The sequence below is a fragment of the uncultured Aquitalea sp. genome (genome assembly GCF_945957525.1).
Lineage (GTDB): Bacteria > Pseudomonadota > Gammaproteobacteria > Burkholderiales > Chromobacteriaceae > Aquitalea.
Map to the genome: position 1 here is coordinate 182,518 of NZ_CAMFLA010000003.1, position 13,981 is coordinate 196,498.

The window sequence follows — 13,981 nt, forward strand, 5'->3', positions numbered from 1 at the left end:
ATGGCCGACCGTAACGACATTCTCGTGCAGTGCACCCGGTGCCGGAACAAGCACCAAGAATCAGAGCGCATTGCACTGCCGTCAGAGCTTGGCCACAAGTTGGTTTGTCCGCGTTGTGGCTGCAGAAACTACTACGACATGACGCCGCAAGTCGCCTGGTGCTGGGCCTCTGGGCTGATTGAGATGGGCACCGAGGAGCAGGTGCCCGAGGGTGGGATCATCATCGTGCGCGGCCCCAAGGCCTTCCTGAAGGGCGAGTTGTTAGTTGCTGCCCGGCATGGCTGGGAGCGCGACCAGTTGCTGGTGCCAGGTGTACCCGAGGCGGCAAATCAGCGTGAGGCCGCTGAAGCGCTGGACAAGTTTCTGGCATGGCGTGGCAAGAGCAATGGCCGGCGCGGGAGCAATGGCGTGATTTATAGCCAGCCAGGCAAGCCGATGGATTGCTGACATGGGTCAGCCAATCGTTGGCAACTGGAAACTTCTAATCCGCAACCTCAGAACCAGAAACATTCCAAAGCATTCGATTTTTTACCTGCTCAAGGAGCAAAGCATGACCAAGCAAGAACTGATCGACAGCATCACTGAAGCCATGAAAATCCGCTACGACCGCGCAGTAAGCAAGGCAGACGTCTCTGCATTCCTAGACTCTTTGAGCGATGTAGCCACCGTGAGCCTAAAGGCCGGAGAGGACGTAATGCTACCAGGTCTCGGCAAATTGGTAGTGAAGGAAAAGGCAGCGCGTGCTGGCCGTAACCCGCAGACCGGCGAAACGATCCAGATCGCAGCTAAACGGGTGGCTGCATTCAGCCCTACCAAGGCGCTGAAAGACGCGCTGGAGTAACCAGTGCGAAACCGCCGAGAGGCGGTCTGCCAGGCGTGGTTGCCTGGTACTGATGAGCAGCCAAAGGACACAACACATGCAAACCTTCGATCCCGAAGTCATTGAATTTACCGCGCAGCTTCAGCGCTGGCACGAGTCACGCGTTGCCAACTTGAAGCTGCTCCTGGACAACCCGACTGCGGAACTGAAGATCGGCAGCGTGACCGTTGAAAGTGATAGTGATCTCGCAAAAGGCCTCCGTATCGGCGTAAGCCTGGCGCTGGACCAACTGGGGAAGCTCCCTTTCAGCGTTACGCCCTGCACCGAGGAAGAGGAAGACGAGTGATGGATCAGAAAACCACGATGAAGCTGACAAAAGAGCAAAAGCAGGAACTGATCAACAAGCTGTCTATACCGTGGGGTCGGGTAAGCCTCCTGTGTGATGGCCACAAAGTGGACCTGGTCGTGAAGCTTTGCAAAGGCATGCGCTATCGCGTGGCCACGTATGTGGATGGTCGCTGGGAGGGTAAGTGGATGCTGGGTAGTGAGGCATATCCCGAACAGAAATTCTTGAACAAGCAAGTACGCCCAGCTTGCAAAAAGAAAGATAAGGAGGCCATGGAGAAGGCGGTCGGCAAGCGCTACTTCAAAAAAATGTGTGCTGAAGAGCCTTACTGGACCAAGACCATCACGGTTTACGACATCTCGTGGGCAAGCGGCCGATCCGCCATCAACCACCTGTGCAAGGTCTGCGACTCCATCCAGATCAAACCCGAAGAAGCCACCGCCTAGAACCCGGTGTCAAACCGGCCACTGTTTAAAGCAGCCGGTTCCGCAACGCGTTTTAACGGAGTGACAAATGAGCCGCAATCCTGCCCTAGCCAAGATTCACATCGCAAAGAAAGAGCTGGCAATGGACGACGATACCTATCGCGCCATGCTGCAGAGCATTGCCGGTGTGTCGACGAGCAAAGACTTGACCGATGCCGGTGTGGCCAAGCTGCTAGCACACCTGCAGCGTTGCGGATGGAAGCCGAAAATCACCACTAAGGCCGGAAAGAAACCCAGTGTAGGCAGAGGCCGCAAGGCACTGGTCGGCAAGGTTGAGGCACTGCTCGCCGAGGCCAAGCGCCCATGGAACTACGCCGATGCGATGGCCAAGCGCATGTTCGGTGTGGACAAGACGGATTGGCTGGAGGCTGAGCAACTGGTGAAGCTGGTGGCGGCACTGACCTATGACGCAAAACGACACGGGAGGGACCTGGGATGAAACTGGAAGACGTGCAGCACCTGTTGCCGGAGATGGCGCAACTGATTGCTGACCTGATCGGCCTCCCCAAAGCACTGAAACTGATTGAGGCTTGGGGCGGCACGACGTTCCCGATTTCAAAAAACAAGCGCCGCGACGGGCAGATCCGCTATGAGGCGCTAGCGGAGGTGGTAGGCGTTGATGCGGCAAATGTCCTGACCCGTCACTTCGGCGGGGAGGTTTTGTCGATTCCCCGCTGTGCGGTGGCGATGCGAGAGGTGCGTGACCGCATGATGCGCTCAGAGTTTGACAAGGAAACTCGTGAACACCCTGCTAGCCACGCTGTCAATCTGCTGGCCAGACGGTATCAGATGACAGAGCGAAATGTGTGGATGGTACTGAAGAAGGCTGACCAAGTTAGCGAGACACGCCAAGAGGTCCTGTTTTAACATCCGGCATTGAATAAATTGCGAGGAATGAAAATGAGGAAATTTATGCAGATTGCGGCCTTTACACTTATCGCGGTAGTTTCAACTACGGCTAGCGCTGCAACTGAAGCTGTAATGAAACAAGAAGCAATGCGAGGCGACTACCAATCACAACGAAATTTAGCCTATAGCTATGCAACAGGCTGGGGGACTCCTCAGTCGCCAAATTATGTTCCTAAAAAGCCCGTGGATGCCTGTGCGTGGTATCGCGTTATTGCGACTTCGACTAACCCCAAGGTGCAGTCCGCAGATTATTCGAATGAGTGGACGTACTGCAGCAAACTTAGCCCCGATCAAAGTGAATCAGCTTGGATCTTGGCAAAACGTCTTATTAAACAAATTCCGGCAAAGTAGTAACTAACTGAAGCCCATCACAGCGCCCCGCAAGGGGCGTTTTCTTATTCTGGCGGTGTTCCAATCAACAGGATGCCGCCATGGCCAGTCGCCGAATCGAAGACCTTCACCCCGACCTGCAACCGCTGGCCACCGCCTTCATGCGGCGATGCCAGGATGCCGGGGTTGACCCGCTTATCACCTGCACATATCGCTCCGGACAGGAGCAAGACGAACTGTACGCGCAAGGGCGCACCAAGCCCGGCCCCCGTGTGACCAATGCCCGTGCTGGGCTGTCGGCACACAACGTCACCATTCAGGGCAAACCGGCCGCCCGTGCCTTCGATGTGGTACCGATGGTGGGTGGTAAGCCGCAGTGGGATGTCAGCCACCCTCATTGGCAAACCATGGGCAAGATCGGCATGGAGCTGGGGTTGAACTGGTATGGCCGCCCCAATGCACCATTCCGTGAGTTCCCGCACTTCGAACTGGCCAAGGGGTATCAGTAATGCGCCTGGCCGATCTGATCTCCAACCCTGACACCGGGCGCATGAGCCACACCAAGCTGTGGGCCAATGTGGCCTGCGCCACGGCGACCGGCATGTTTGTGTATCAGGGCGTGAAAAACACTCTCACAACCGACACTTGGCTGATCTACCTCGGCCTGGTCGGTGGCTACGCCGCCGCCCTGCGCCTGATCGCCGCCTGGCGTGGCAAGGGGGCGGGCAATGCTTAACCGTCTCAAACGTCTGCTTGGCTGGCTGCGTGCGCTGTTTGTTCTGTCGCCGCCTACAGTGTCCAAGCGTCATATCAAACCTCTCGCTGTACAGCCCAGGGTTTCATGCCACCAGAGCTGGCCAGCCCCGCATCACCGTCACTCTGGTGTAGCCGCTAGCAAGCGTGCAGCCCGCAAGCGCCGTAACCGCCAAAGGAGCAGCCGATGAACGTCTTGCCGTGGTGGGTAAAGCCCCTTCTTATCACCGCGCTGGCCGGCGCGACGCTGTATGGCGCAGAACACTTTGGATATCAGCGTGCTGCCAGCCTGTACGCCGGCAAGCTGGTGACGGCAGACACCGAGCACACGCGCCAGTTGCTGCACCTTACCGAGCAGCGTCTGACTGAGCAGGCTGCCGCCCAGGAAGCCTATCAACGCCTGAATGAACAGGCGCACCAGGTGGGCTGGGAGCTGCTGCAAACCAAGCAGCAACTGGAAGCAACACAACGCCAACTCAAGCAAAGGATTACCGATGCGACTCACACTGATGGCCCCAGCTTTACTGGCCTTGGCCCTGACAGCCTGCGCCTATACCGGCAGTTCCTCGGCTACTCCGCCAGCGGTGAAGCTGGTTTGTCCGAAGCCGACCCCGGACATGCTGGTGAAGCCGCCACGGCCGCCGGCACCGAAGCCGGGTTATCGCCAACAGACCTTCTCGAACACGCCGCCGACTACGGCCAGTGGTGCCAGCAGCTCGACGCCCAGGTGAGCGCCTACATCCGGCTGCATAGCGAGGTCACGCCGGGGGTAAAGCCGTGACCGATGTATTTGACCGGGCTCAGGAGCTGGAGCTGCGCCAGCGAGAAGAGGCTCTGGCGCGACAGGGCGCCAGACAAAAGTCCGGCAGTGGTTTGAGCCATTGCGAAGACTGCGGGGAGCCGATTCCCTCCAAGCGCCGCCAAGCTGTACCGAGCTGTACCCGCTGCTTCAACTGCCAAAACGAACACGAAGAAAGGAACGCCCGATGAGCGGCGACAACACCGAGCTGACCCGCGCCCTGGGGCGCATCGAAGGCAAGCTGGACATGATCGTGGACAGCCAGGCCAAGCAGAACGTGCGGCTGGATGCGATGGACGCGCGACTGCGCCATGTCGAGCAGCAGGCGGCCAAAGCGGGGGCCATCAGCGGTGGCATTGTCGCCGTCGGTACCGCATTGGCGGTTGAGATGGTCAAGCGGGCGTTGCTGTAATGGCTCACGCCCCAGAGACCCGCGACAAGATCCGCCGTTTGTACGTGTTCGATCGCATCGGCCTGGAAATGGCGGCACTACAGTGTGGCGTGTCCATGTCCACCGCCAGTCGCTGGAAGCGAGAAGCGATGGATGATGGGGACGACTGGGACAAGTTGCGTGCCGCAGCCATCTTGGCCGGCGATGGGATAGAAAGCGTGGCACGAGCAGCGCTAGCCGGCTTTTTGACTCAGTACCAGGCAACCATGGACTCGCTCAACGCAAACCCGGATATACCGGCGGAGAAGAAGGTACAGATGCTGGCCAGCCTGGCCGACTCGTTCAACAAAACCGTTGCCGCCAGCCGCAAGGTGTTGCCGGAAACCAGCCAGCTTGCCACTGCGATGGAGGTAGTGCAGAAGATGGCCACCTTCATCCGCGAGAAGTATCCGAAGCATGCGCAGGCGTTCGTCGAGGTGCTGGAGCCTTTCGGCGAAGAGCTGGCCAAAACCTATGGTTGAGACGCGATGACACAAGACGAACTCACTTTACTGCTGATCAAGGGAGCTATCGCGGATCTCCCAGATGAGGATAAGCAGCAAGTCTACTTGGCCATCGAGCAGATACGAGAAGCAATGGCGGCCTATCCAGAGGATCATGCCGCGTTGGCACTGACCTTGCTGACTACTGAACTGGCGGCAAAGGCGTAGGCATGAGCAAGAAGATCACTAAAAAGGACTTCCTGCAGGATGTTGCGCTGCTTGCGGCAGAGTACCGTCGCCAGATCGATACTGAGTGTGACAACTTCGACCCCGACCCGGCGGCGCGAGATCAACGCCGGCTACAGGCGTTCGCCAGCTTCCGTTTCTTTGCGCAGACCTACTTCCCGCACTACGTCAAATGCAGCCCGGCGACAGTGCATGAGTACCTGTTCGACAAGTTTCAGGATGTCGTCGATAACGGTGTCGGCGACCACTATGCCGTGGCTGCTCCGCGTGGCCATGCAAAGTCCACCATCGTCACCCAGATCGGTACGTTGTGGTGCATCGTTACCGGTCGCAAGCACTACCCGCTGATTGTGATGGATGCCATCGAACAGGCATGGCCGATGCTGGAAGCGATCAAGGCGGAACTGGAGTTTAACCCGCGCCTGTTACTGGACTTCCCCGAAGCGACAGGACGTGGACGGGTATGGCAGGTGGGCACCATCCTGACCACCAACGACGTGAAGGTGGAAGTGTTCGGCTCCGGCAAAAAAATCCGGGGCCGACGCCACGGCCCACATCGTCCTGACCTTGTTATCGGCGATGACCTGGAGAACGACGAGAACGTGCGTAGCCCGGAGCAGCGCGACAAGCTGATGAGCTGGATTACCAAGAGCCTGCTCTCCCTTGGCCCGGCTGACGACAGCCTCGACGTGTTCATCATCGGCACCATCCTGCACTACGACTCGGTGTTGGCCAGGCTGATTCAGAACCCGCTCTGGACTAGTGCCAAGTTTCGCGCTGTAGAGCGCTGGCCAGATCGGATGGACCTGTGGGATCGCTGGACGGAGATCCTGCTTGGCGAGGGCAAAGACGAGGCTCTGGCGTACTACCAGGCGCACCAGCCGGATATGGATGCTGGGGTGAAGATCTGTTGGCCAGGCGGCACCACCTTCTACAAGCTAATGACCAAGCGGGCACGCGACGGCAAGTCCGCCTTTGACTCGGAACAGCAAAACGATCCGCTGTCGGGTGATGATGCCCCGTTCGCCGAGTGCATCAACTTCTGGGTGAATCGGCTTGCTGAGTGGGTGTTTTACGGCTCCTGCGACCCCTCTCTTGGCAAGGCCGGCAACCGGCGCGACCCTTCCGCGCTGCTGGTGGGCGGTTATAACCGGGCAACAGGCATCCTGGACGTAGTAGAGGCGAGCATCCGCAAGCGCCTGCCTGACCGCATCATCGAAGACGTGATTGCCTTCCAGGCTGAATACCGTTGTGTGCTGTGGTTGGTGGAGGCGGTGCAGTTCCAGGAGTTCATGCGCACCGAGCTGGTGAAACGCTCGGCAGCGCGCGGCATCCCTGTGCCGGCCCGTGCCGTGACCCCGCATGGCGACAAGCTGCTGCGCATCGAGACCCTGCAACCACACATGGCCAATGGCCTTATCCGGCTGCACCCGAGCCTGCACACGCTGATCGAACAGCTACGCCACTTCCCCAAGGCCGACCACGACGACGGCCCAGATGCCCTGCAAATGCTTTGGGCTGCCGCGCTGTCTGGTGGCGGCCAGATCGAATACACCCCGGTGCCGCGTCATGCTGCAGGTGCTGATGATGATCACGTCGGCCGCTTCGAATCCGGCGGCTGGTAAGGATGGATTATGGATAATTTTGCAATGGTCTTAGGTTTCTCCATCATGGCGATTGGTGGCGCGACCGTTTTCGCACTCCTCTGTTATTTCATCCATGAGTGGATGCTGGAGAAGGATACGGCCAGGCTCAACGCTCAATGCTTGAGAGAGGCCATCAAGGAATGGAAGGCCAATCACCCTGAGAAGTGGGCGGCAATGAAGAAACGCAACGGACAGGCTGAGTGACAAACATGGCGCAAATTCTTGATCAATACGGCAAGCCGATCCAGCGCGAGGTGTTGGAGGAGCCCCAAACTGCCCGCGTTGGCTGGGTGACGCGCGAGTTTGCCGAGCATCCGTCGCGCGGCCTGACGCCGCAGAAGCTGCATCATATTCTGGAAGACGCCGAACAAGGCCATCTTGCTGCCCAAGCGGACCTCTTCACTGATATGGAAGAGAAGGATGGCCACATCTTTGCAGAGATGAGCAAGCGCAAGCGTGCGCTCCTGACGCTTGACTGGAGCATTGAGCCACCGAGGAATGCCAGCGCTACCGAGAAGAAGCAGGCCGCCCAGTTGCTGGAATGGCTCAAAGACATGCCGGACTGGGATGATTTCCTGCTGGATTGCCTGGACGGGATAGGTCACGGATTTTCGGCGATGGAAATCGAGTGGCAGCGGCTGGGTACCGACTGGCTGACCAAGAGCCTGACGCACCGACCCCAGCGCTGGTTTCAGACCGTGCCGCATGATGGCAACGCACTGCGCCTGCGCGATGGCAGCGTAGATGGCGCAGAGCCGTGGAAGTTTGGCTGGGTCATCCACAAGCACAAGGCGAAATCCGGTTACCTGACCCGATCGGGATTGCATCGCGTACTGGCGTGGCCTTACCTGTTCAAGAATTACTCAGTGCGCGACTTGGCAGAGTTCTTGGAGATCTATGGCCTGCCACTACGTTTGGGCAAGTATCCTGCAGGGGCAACCAATCAAGAGAAGGCAACGCTGCTGCGGGCAGTGGCTGAGATCGGACATAACGCCGCCGGCATCATACCGGACACCATGTTCATTGAGTTCCAGAACGCGGCCAATGGGAGCCAGGAGCCGTTCCAATCAATGATGGACTGGTGCGAGAGAACCCAGTCCAAGGGCATTCTGGGCGGGACGCTGACCAGCCAGGCTGACGGCAAAACCAGCACCAACGCGCTGGGCAACATCCACAATGAAGTGCGCCACGACCTGACGGTGAGCGATGCCCGTCAGTTGGAGGGCACCATCACGCGGGATCTGCTGTATCCACTGGCGGTACTCAACTTCGGCCAGGTCGACCCTCGCCGCATGCCGCGCCTGGTGTTCGACACGCGGCAGGTTGAAGACATTGAGCTGTATGCCGACAGCCTGCCCAAGCTGGTCGGCTTGGGGCTGGACGTACCTGTGGCATGGGTACGGGAAAAGCTGGCCATCCCGGAGCCGCAGAATGGCGAGGCGGTACTTACTGCGCCGCGCCCGGAAATGGCGCTGCCGCCAGAACTGCGGCCGGTGACAAAACAGGAGCAAGCAGCGGCTAGCCTGCAATACCGTGCAGTGCTCACCAACGACAAAGGCGAGGTTGTCTACCCGGATCAGGCCGCACTCGACGCAGCTGCCAGCAACTTGCCGGCCGATGTGATCAACGCCGGCATGGAGCAGTTGCTCGCCCCCGTCATTCAGGCAATCCGTGACGGCGCGACGCCAGACGACGCAATTGAGGCACTGGTGGCGATCTACCCGGACATGGACGATAAAGCCATTGCCGATCTGCTGGCGCGAGCCATCTTCGTTGCCGACGTGTGGGGACGGCTAAATGCCCACACCTGATATCAGCCAGGTGGATCTGGCTTTCGCTATCGGCTTGCCGCCCGAGGAGGCCATCGCCTACTTCGAGAGCAAGGGCTTCGCCATCAGCTTCAAGTGGCAGGACGTGTGGGCTGAGGCGCAGGCCAAGGCATTCACCGTGGCCGGGGTCACCAAACTCGACGTACTGACCGATATCCGAGGCGCGCTAGACTCGGCACTGAAGAGCGGCGAGACGCTGGCCAGCTTCCAGAGTCAGTTGCAACCGCTGCTGGAGGCCAAGGGCTGGTGGGGAAAGGGCCGGATCGTCGACCAGGAGACCGGCGAAATCCACGGCAAGCGCCTCAACCCACGCCGGCTGGAAACCATCTTTCGCACCAACTTGCAATCAAGCTATCAGGCCGGTCGTTTCCTGGAACAGCTGGCCAATGCGGAATTCCGTCCGTACTGGGAGTACGTGGCGGTAATGGACAACCGCACCCGGCCAGCGCATCGCAGCCTGCACGGTCGGGTGTTCCGCTATGACGATCCGTTCTGGCGCACCTTCTACCCGCCAAACGGCTGGAACTGTCGCTGCCGGGTGCGTACCCGCAGCCAGCGCGACATGGATCGGATGGAACTGGTTGCCTCGAGCAGCGAAGGGAGATTGGAAACCGTCGAGCAACCTATCGACCGCCAGGGTAGTACTCGCCCGGCGGTGGCATTCAACGATCCGCTTACTGGCAAGCGCTTTATGGCTGATGCCGGCTTTGGCTTCAATCCTGGTGTGGCAGCGTACCAGCCAGACCTTAGCCGTTACCCGCCAGAGTTGGCACGGCAGTTCGTCCAGGAGCAAGCAAGCCGATGATCATTATCAAGATCGACAAAAGTGGCCTCATGCAGACGCTGGAGCGGCTGGAAAGAGCCGTGATCAACAGAGCGCCGGTTATGCGTGCCATCTCCGGGATTATGGCCGACGCGGTCGAGGAAAACTTCGCCCAAGAAGGTCGGCCGAAATGGCAGGGGCTGAAGCCCAACCCTCGCCGGGCCGGTGGCAAAATCTTACAGGCTACTGGCCGACTCGCTTCCTCTATCGTCTCGGCCAGCGACAACGACAACGCCGTGGTCGGCACCAATGTCAAATACGCGGCCATCCACCAGTTCGGCGGCCAGACTCGCCCGCATGAAATCCGTCCCCGCAACAAGAAGGCGCTCGCCTTTGGTGGACGGTTAGTGAAGAAGGTCAACCACCCAGGGTCGAAAATCCCTGCTCGGCCATTCCTGCTGCTCACCGACCAGGACATCGACGAGATTGAAGCAACGATGAACGATTACCTGAGACAGGTGGCTGGTGACTGAAACCAGAAAGGCGAAACGCGCCGTTTTGGCGCGTTTTTTGCAGGTCGGGTGGGTGGTTGTACGCCAGAACCCTAGATCGTCGAAATTAAACGGTGTTTAAACGCCCTGTGGCGGGCGTGTGGGTTCGTGTCCAACCCGTGTGGCAGGGTGAAAGGATTTTAACGGTGTGCTGACGGTGCTAAAATGTACTCTCCAATTGGGCAACGGAGGGCGCATGAGCAAAATCCTACCGGATGAGCTGGAAGTTGGGATTATTGAGAAGGCTGAAGATCTAGAACGCCTACCTGGCTATACGAAAGATATTGATCCAAAAGTCGTAAAAATTGATGTCATAACTCATTATTACAAATTTTCCAACACAATCCGTTGTGGGAAAGGAAGTTGTCATAGAGCTCACAACTTCGGTTTTGTTGTCAGGCTGGAAGACGGCAGAATGACAAATGTAGGCAATGTGTGTGGAAAAGATTTTGGTGCGGAAAAATTTTTAGCGCAAAGCAGGATGGCTACCAAATATATAGAGCGTAGGCAAGTTGCAACCTCGCTAAAAGCAAGAAGAGATGCCACCCCATCCTTGGAAATCAGGCTGGCCGCTGCTAAAGCTCAAGCGAAAGAGATTACAGATTTTATTCGAATGCTAGAGCAGGAAGTTGGGGTTAAATTGGTTAATTTGATCAAAACCATGGCCAAGCGTAGTGAATATGATGTCTATGACTATAGAGAGCTAACCAAAAAGCAAATTGAAGTAAGGGATTTTATGCGGGGGACTAGTGGAAACGCACCCAAAGAAACTGATACGCAAGAACGGTACAAAGCCGGGTCTCTTGAGTTTATCAGTTTTTTTGCTGAAGACGTTAGGGGCATGATTTTTGAGAAGGCTACACCTGCCATCCGCAGTCTAAAGAGCAGTTTGCTGGATGAAATGCCAACACCTGCCCTAAAAAAACTATCCAGAAGCATTACAGAGGCAGAGGCTATTCTTAACAAGATGCCAGACATTGCTAGTCAAGCAAAAGCATTCGCGGGAAGGCGCAACAACTTTATCTTGGCCAAAGTTCTTGCCAAGAACCTCGATGATCAAAATGCACGCATTGCTTCGGCTGGCATCGCACGATACATGCAAAAAATGAAGTGGTAGGGTTTCAGATTTATTTATTCTAACTCACTGAAACCCCTCACAGATTCCCATCCCCACCATGCCCCGCACAATGCGGGGCATGGCACATCTAACACCCCTCATCGCCGCTCTGACGGTTGACCTCTCCCAGCTCGGCACCGCCGACGGCGAGGCTCCCCGCGTCATCAAGTTGCTTCCGGCTGGCACCTTCCGTGCACGTGACGGTCGTCCGGCCGAATGTCCGGCATGGCAGCTGGATGAGGTGTTGGCCGCCATCCTGATTGCCGAAGCCAACCAACGGGAGACGCGCTATGTAATCGACTACGAGCACCAGACCCTTCGCAGCGAAACCAATGGCAAGCCCGCCCCCGCCAGTGGGTGGTTCGGCGCGCTGGAGTGGCGCGAAGACGGCCTCTATGCCACGGATGTGGAATGGACGGCGACGGCAGCCGCCATGATCGTGGCCAAGGAATACCTCTATCTCTCCCCTGTTTTTACCTACGACAAGCACGGTCGCGTCACTGGCCTGCTGCATGTCGCTCTGACCAATAACCCGGCTCTGGACCAACTGCCTGAACTGCAGGTAGCGGCCTTGTCGCGTCTGGTTTCCCTCACCCAGTCCGTTATCCAAGAGGAGTCTGCAATGGACGAACTGATCGAGCAGCTGCGCTGGCTGCTCAACCTGCCGGTCGGCGCGACTGCCGACGACATCAAGGCTCAGCTGCAAAAGCTGGTTGACCAGCTTTCCAATGGTCAAGGCACAGCTGCTGCCAGCGTTGACCTGGTCAACCTGGTCAACACCTTGCAGCAGCGCATTGCCGTCCTGTCTGCCAACCAGGTGGACCCGGCCCGCTTTGCGCCGGTCGACACCATGCGCGATCTGCAAGGCCAGGTTGCAGCACTGACCGCCCAACTGTCCGGCCGCGAGGTTGACGAGTTGGTCGTGGCGGCGCTGTCCGATGGTCGTTTGTTGGCGGCCCAGGAAGGCTGGGCGCGCGATCTCGGCAAATCCAATCTGGCCCAACTCAAGGGCTACCTCGACACCGCCCCGAAGATTGCCGCGCTGTCTGGCACCCAGACCCGTGGCAACCCGCCCGTAGATGAGCCGGCTCCCGGACTCGACGCCGACACGCTGGCCATTTGCAGCATGTTTGGCAACGACCCGGCTGCCGTGGCCAGCGCCCTGAAGGAGTAAGACATGGCTGCGACTACCCAAGACCGCAATACCCCGTTCAAGGAAGGCGAGCTGATCGTCGTACCGGTGGCAGCTGCCGTGAAGATTCTGGCGGGTACTCTGGTGGCGGCCAGCGCCACCGGCTTCGCCACTCCCGGCGCAACGGCCACGACGCTGGCGTATCTCGGCATGGCTGACGCCAACGTCGACAACTCGGCTGGTGCTGACGGTGCCGTCAGCGTGCCGGTACGACGCGGTAAGGCGTTCAAGTGGGCCAACGATGGTGGCGACCCGGTGACACAGGCCAGCCTTGGCCGAGCCTGCTTCATCGTCGACAACCAGACCGTCGCTAAAACCAACGGTGCCAACACCCGCTCGCAAGCCGGCATTGTCGTCGGCCTCGATGCAGACGGCGTGTGGGTCCTTTAATCACAGGAGAAAGCACACATGATCATCAACGCTTCCACCTTGAAGGCGATCTTCGTCAACCTGAAGACCACCTTCAATAATGCTTTCGATGCGGCCCCGAGTCAGTGGCAAAAAATCGCCATGGAGGTACCGTCCACTGCGCGCTCGAATGACTACAAGTGGCTGTCCACCTTTCCGCGTATGCAGAAGTGGATTGGTGAGAAGGCCGTCAAAGCGCTGGCAGCCTCCGGCTACACCATCACCAACGATGACTGGGAAGCCACCGTCGAAGTCGACCGCAACGACATCGATGACGACAACCTGGGCATCTATGCGCCACAAGCGCAGATGGCGGGTTACTCCGCCAAGCAACTGCCGGACGAGATCGTGTTCGACCTGGTCAGCAAGGGCTTCACCAACCAGTGCTACGACACTCAGTACTTCTTTGATATCGACCACCCGGTAGGTACGCAGTCGGTCTCGAACAAGGGCACCAAGAAACTGTCCGCCGCCTCGCAGGCCGCCGCCATGGCGAGCTATGGCGCAGCCCGCACCGCCATGAAGAAATTCAAGGATGACGAAGGTCGCCCGCTCAACATCACTCCCAATGTCCTGCTGGTACCGCCGGCGCTGGAAGATACCGCCCGTGCGCTGCTGACCAACGATCGGCTTGATGATGGCAAGGCCAACCCCTACAAGGGCACGGCCGAGCTGGTGGTGGATGCTCGCCTGACCTCGGACGACGCCTGGTTCTTGCTGGATACCACCAAACCGGTCAAGCCGTTCATCTACCAGAACCGTAAGAAGCCGGTGTTTGTGCAGCAGACCGATCCCCAGGCCGACGATGTGTTCATGCGACGCAAATTCAAGTTCGGTGCAGAAGCTCGTGCTGCAGGTGGCTACGGTTTCTGGCAACTGGCTTACGGCTCCGACGGTTCCGTCGCTTAAGCAAG

23 protein-coding genes and 1 other RNA gene are annotated in these 13,981 nt (G+C 58.4%); all 24 read left to right on the forward strand.

Going from position 1 to position 13,981, the window contains the following annotated elements; translation table 11 throughout:
• Nucleotides 1-447 (forward strand): hypothetical protein, encoded by a 447-nt coding sequence (locus Q0P52_RS04190; protein ID WP_293813661.1) that lies wholly within the window; start codon nucleotides 1-3, stop codon nucleotides 445-447.
• A 1-nt stretch (nucleotide 448) separates the two neighbouring features.
• A complete protein-coding gene (locus Q0P52_RS04195; protein WP_293813662.1) occupies nucleotides 449-841 on the forward strand; it encodes an HU family DNA-binding protein in 393 nt (130 codons plus the stop codon).
• A 3-nt stretch (nucleotides 842-844) separates the two neighbouring features.
• Nucleotides 845-907: hammerhead ribozyme type II (locus Q0P52_RS04200), an RNA gene on the forward strand.
• Nucleotides 908-917: 10 nt separating this feature from the next.
• Nucleotides 918-1,166: a hypothetical protein gene (locus Q0P52_RS04205; protein WP_293813663.1), complete on the forward strand. Its 249-nt coding sequence runs from the start codon at nucleotides 918-920 to the stop codon at nucleotides 1,164-1,166.
• Nucleotides 1,166-1,612 (forward strand): hypothetical protein, encoded by a 447-nt coding sequence (locus Q0P52_RS04210; RefSeq protein ID WP_293813664.1) that lies wholly within the window; start codon nucleotides 1,166-1,168, stop codon nucleotides 1,610-1,612. The genes Q0P52_RS04205 and Q0P52_RS04210 overlap by 1 nt, the downstream gene beginning before the upstream one ends.
• A gap of 67 nt (nucleotides 1,613-1,679) precedes the next feature.
• Entirely contained in the window at nucleotides 1,680-2,090 is a 411-nt protein-coding gene (locus Q0P52_RS04215) for a regulatory protein GemA (RefSeq protein ID WP_293766631.1), read from the forward strand.
• A complete protein-coding gene (locus Q0P52_RS04220; protein ID WP_293766629.1) occupies nucleotides 2,087-2,518 on the forward strand; it encodes a Mor transcription activator family protein in 432 nt (143 codons plus the stop codon). Before Q0P52_RS04215 ends, Q0P52_RS04220 begins: the two co-directional genes overlap by 4 nt.
• A gap of 33 nt (nucleotides 2,519-2,551) precedes the next feature.
• Nucleotides 2,552-2,911, forward strand: coding sequence for a hypothetical protein (locus tag Q0P52_RS04225; RefSeq protein ID WP_293813665.1), 360 nt, complete (start codon nucleotides 2,552-2,554; stop codon nucleotides 2,909-2,911).
• Between the two features lie 80 nt (nucleotides 2,912-2,991).
• Nucleotides 2,992-3,399: a M15 family metallopeptidase gene (locus Q0P52_RS04230; protein WP_293766624.1), complete on the forward strand. Its 408-nt coding sequence runs from the start codon at nucleotides 2,992-2,994 to the stop codon at nucleotides 3,397-3,399.
• Nucleotides 3,399-3,626: a hypothetical protein gene (locus tag Q0P52_RS04235; protein ID WP_293766622.1), complete on the forward strand. Its 228-nt coding sequence runs from the start codon at nucleotides 3,399-3,401 to the stop codon at nucleotides 3,624-3,626. The genes Q0P52_RS04230 and Q0P52_RS04235 overlap by 1 nt, the downstream gene beginning before the upstream one ends.
• A gap of 204 nt (nucleotides 3,627-3,830) precedes the next feature.
• Nucleotides 3,831-4,424 carry a hypothetical protein gene (locus tag Q0P52_RS04240; protein WP_293766620.1) on the forward strand — a complete coding sequence of 198 codons (594 nt, stop codon included), beginning with the start codon at nucleotides 3,831-3,833 and terminating at the stop codon, nucleotides 4,422-4,424.
• Nucleotides 4,421-4,633, forward strand: a complete 213-nt coding sequence (locus tag Q0P52_RS04245) for a TraR/DksA family transcriptional regulator (RefSeq protein ID WP_293766618.1) — start codon at nucleotides 4,421-4,423, stop codon at nucleotides 4,631-4,633. The genes Q0P52_RS04240 and Q0P52_RS04245 overlap by 4 nt, the downstream gene beginning before the upstream one ends.
• A complete protein-coding gene (locus tag Q0P52_RS04250; protein ID WP_293766616.1) occupies nucleotides 4,630-4,854 on the forward strand; it encodes a hypothetical protein in 225 nt (74 codons plus the stop codon). The genes Q0P52_RS04245 and Q0P52_RS04250 overlap by 4 nt, the downstream gene beginning before the upstream one ends.
• Nucleotides 4,854-5,354, forward strand: coding sequence for a DUF1804 family protein (locus Q0P52_RS04255; protein WP_293766614.1), 501 nt, complete (start codon nucleotides 4,854-4,856; stop codon nucleotides 5,352-5,354). Before Q0P52_RS04250 ends, Q0P52_RS04255 begins: the two co-directional genes overlap by 1 nt.
• Before the next feature lie 6 nt (nucleotides 5,355-5,360).
• Nucleotides 5,361-5,543, forward strand: a complete 183-nt coding sequence (locus Q0P52_RS04260; protein ID WP_293766611.1) for a hypothetical protein — start codon at nucleotides 5,361-5,363, stop codon at nucleotides 5,541-5,543.
• Between the two features lie 14 nt (nucleotides 5,544-5,557).
• Nucleotides 5,558-7,186, forward strand: a complete 1,629-nt coding sequence (gene terL / locus Q0P52_RS04265) for a phage terminase large subunit (RefSeq protein WP_293766633.1) — start codon at nucleotides 5,558-5,560, stop codon at nucleotides 7,184-7,186.
• A 9-nt stretch (nucleotides 7,187-7,195) separates the two neighbouring features.
• Nucleotides 7,196-7,411, forward strand: coding sequence for a hypothetical protein (locus Q0P52_RS04270; protein WP_293766609.1), 216 nt, complete (start codon nucleotides 7,196-7,198; stop codon nucleotides 7,409-7,411).
• A 5-nt stretch (nucleotides 7,412-7,416) separates the two neighbouring features.
• Nucleotides 7,417-9,018, forward strand: a complete 1,602-nt coding sequence (locus Q0P52_RS04275) for a DUF935 domain-containing protein (RefSeq protein ID WP_293766607.1) — start codon at nucleotides 7,417-7,419, stop codon at nucleotides 9,016-9,018.
• Complete coding sequence (locus tag Q0P52_RS04280) at nucleotides 9,005-9,841, forward strand: phage minor head protein (protein WP_293766605.1); 837 nt, start codon at nucleotides 9,005-9,007, stop codon at nucleotides 9,839-9,841. The genes Q0P52_RS04275 and Q0P52_RS04280 overlap by 14 nt, the downstream gene beginning before the upstream one ends.
• A complete protein-coding gene (locus Q0P52_RS04285) occupies nucleotides 9,838-10,332 on the forward strand; it encodes a phage virion morphogenesis protein (protein ID WP_293766603.1) in 495 nt (164 codons plus the stop codon). The genes Q0P52_RS04280 and Q0P52_RS04285 overlap by 4 nt, the downstream gene beginning before the upstream one ends.
• Nucleotides 10,333-10,546: 214 nt before the next feature.
• Nucleotides 10,547-11,467 (forward strand): hypothetical protein, encoded by a 921-nt coding sequence (locus tag Q0P52_RS04290; protein WP_293766601.1) that lies wholly within the window; start codon nucleotides 10,547-10,549, stop codon nucleotides 11,465-11,467.
• 79 nt (nucleotides 11,468-11,546) lie between these two features.
• The gene (locus Q0P52_RS04295; RefSeq protein WP_293766599.1) at nucleotides 11,547-12,641 is read left to right on the forward strand and encodes a phage protease; all 1,095 of its coding nucleotides are present in this window, start codon (nucleotides 11,547-11,549) and stop codon (nucleotides 12,639-12,641) included.
• A gap of 3 nt (nucleotides 12,642-12,644) precedes the next feature.
• Complete coding sequence (locus Q0P52_RS04300; RefSeq protein WP_293766597.1) at nucleotides 12,645-13,049, forward strand: hypothetical protein; 405 nt, start codon at nucleotides 12,645-12,647, stop codon at nucleotides 13,047-13,049.
• An 18-nt stretch (nucleotides 13,050-13,067) separates the two neighbouring features.
• Nucleotides 13,068-13,976 carry a Mu-like prophage major head subunit gpT family protein gene (locus Q0P52_RS04305; protein WP_293766595.1) on the forward strand — a complete coding sequence of 303 codons (909 nt, stop codon included), beginning with the start codon at nucleotides 13,068-13,070 and terminating at the stop codon, nucleotides 13,974-13,976.
• Nucleotides 13,977-13,981: the final 5 nt, after the last annotated feature.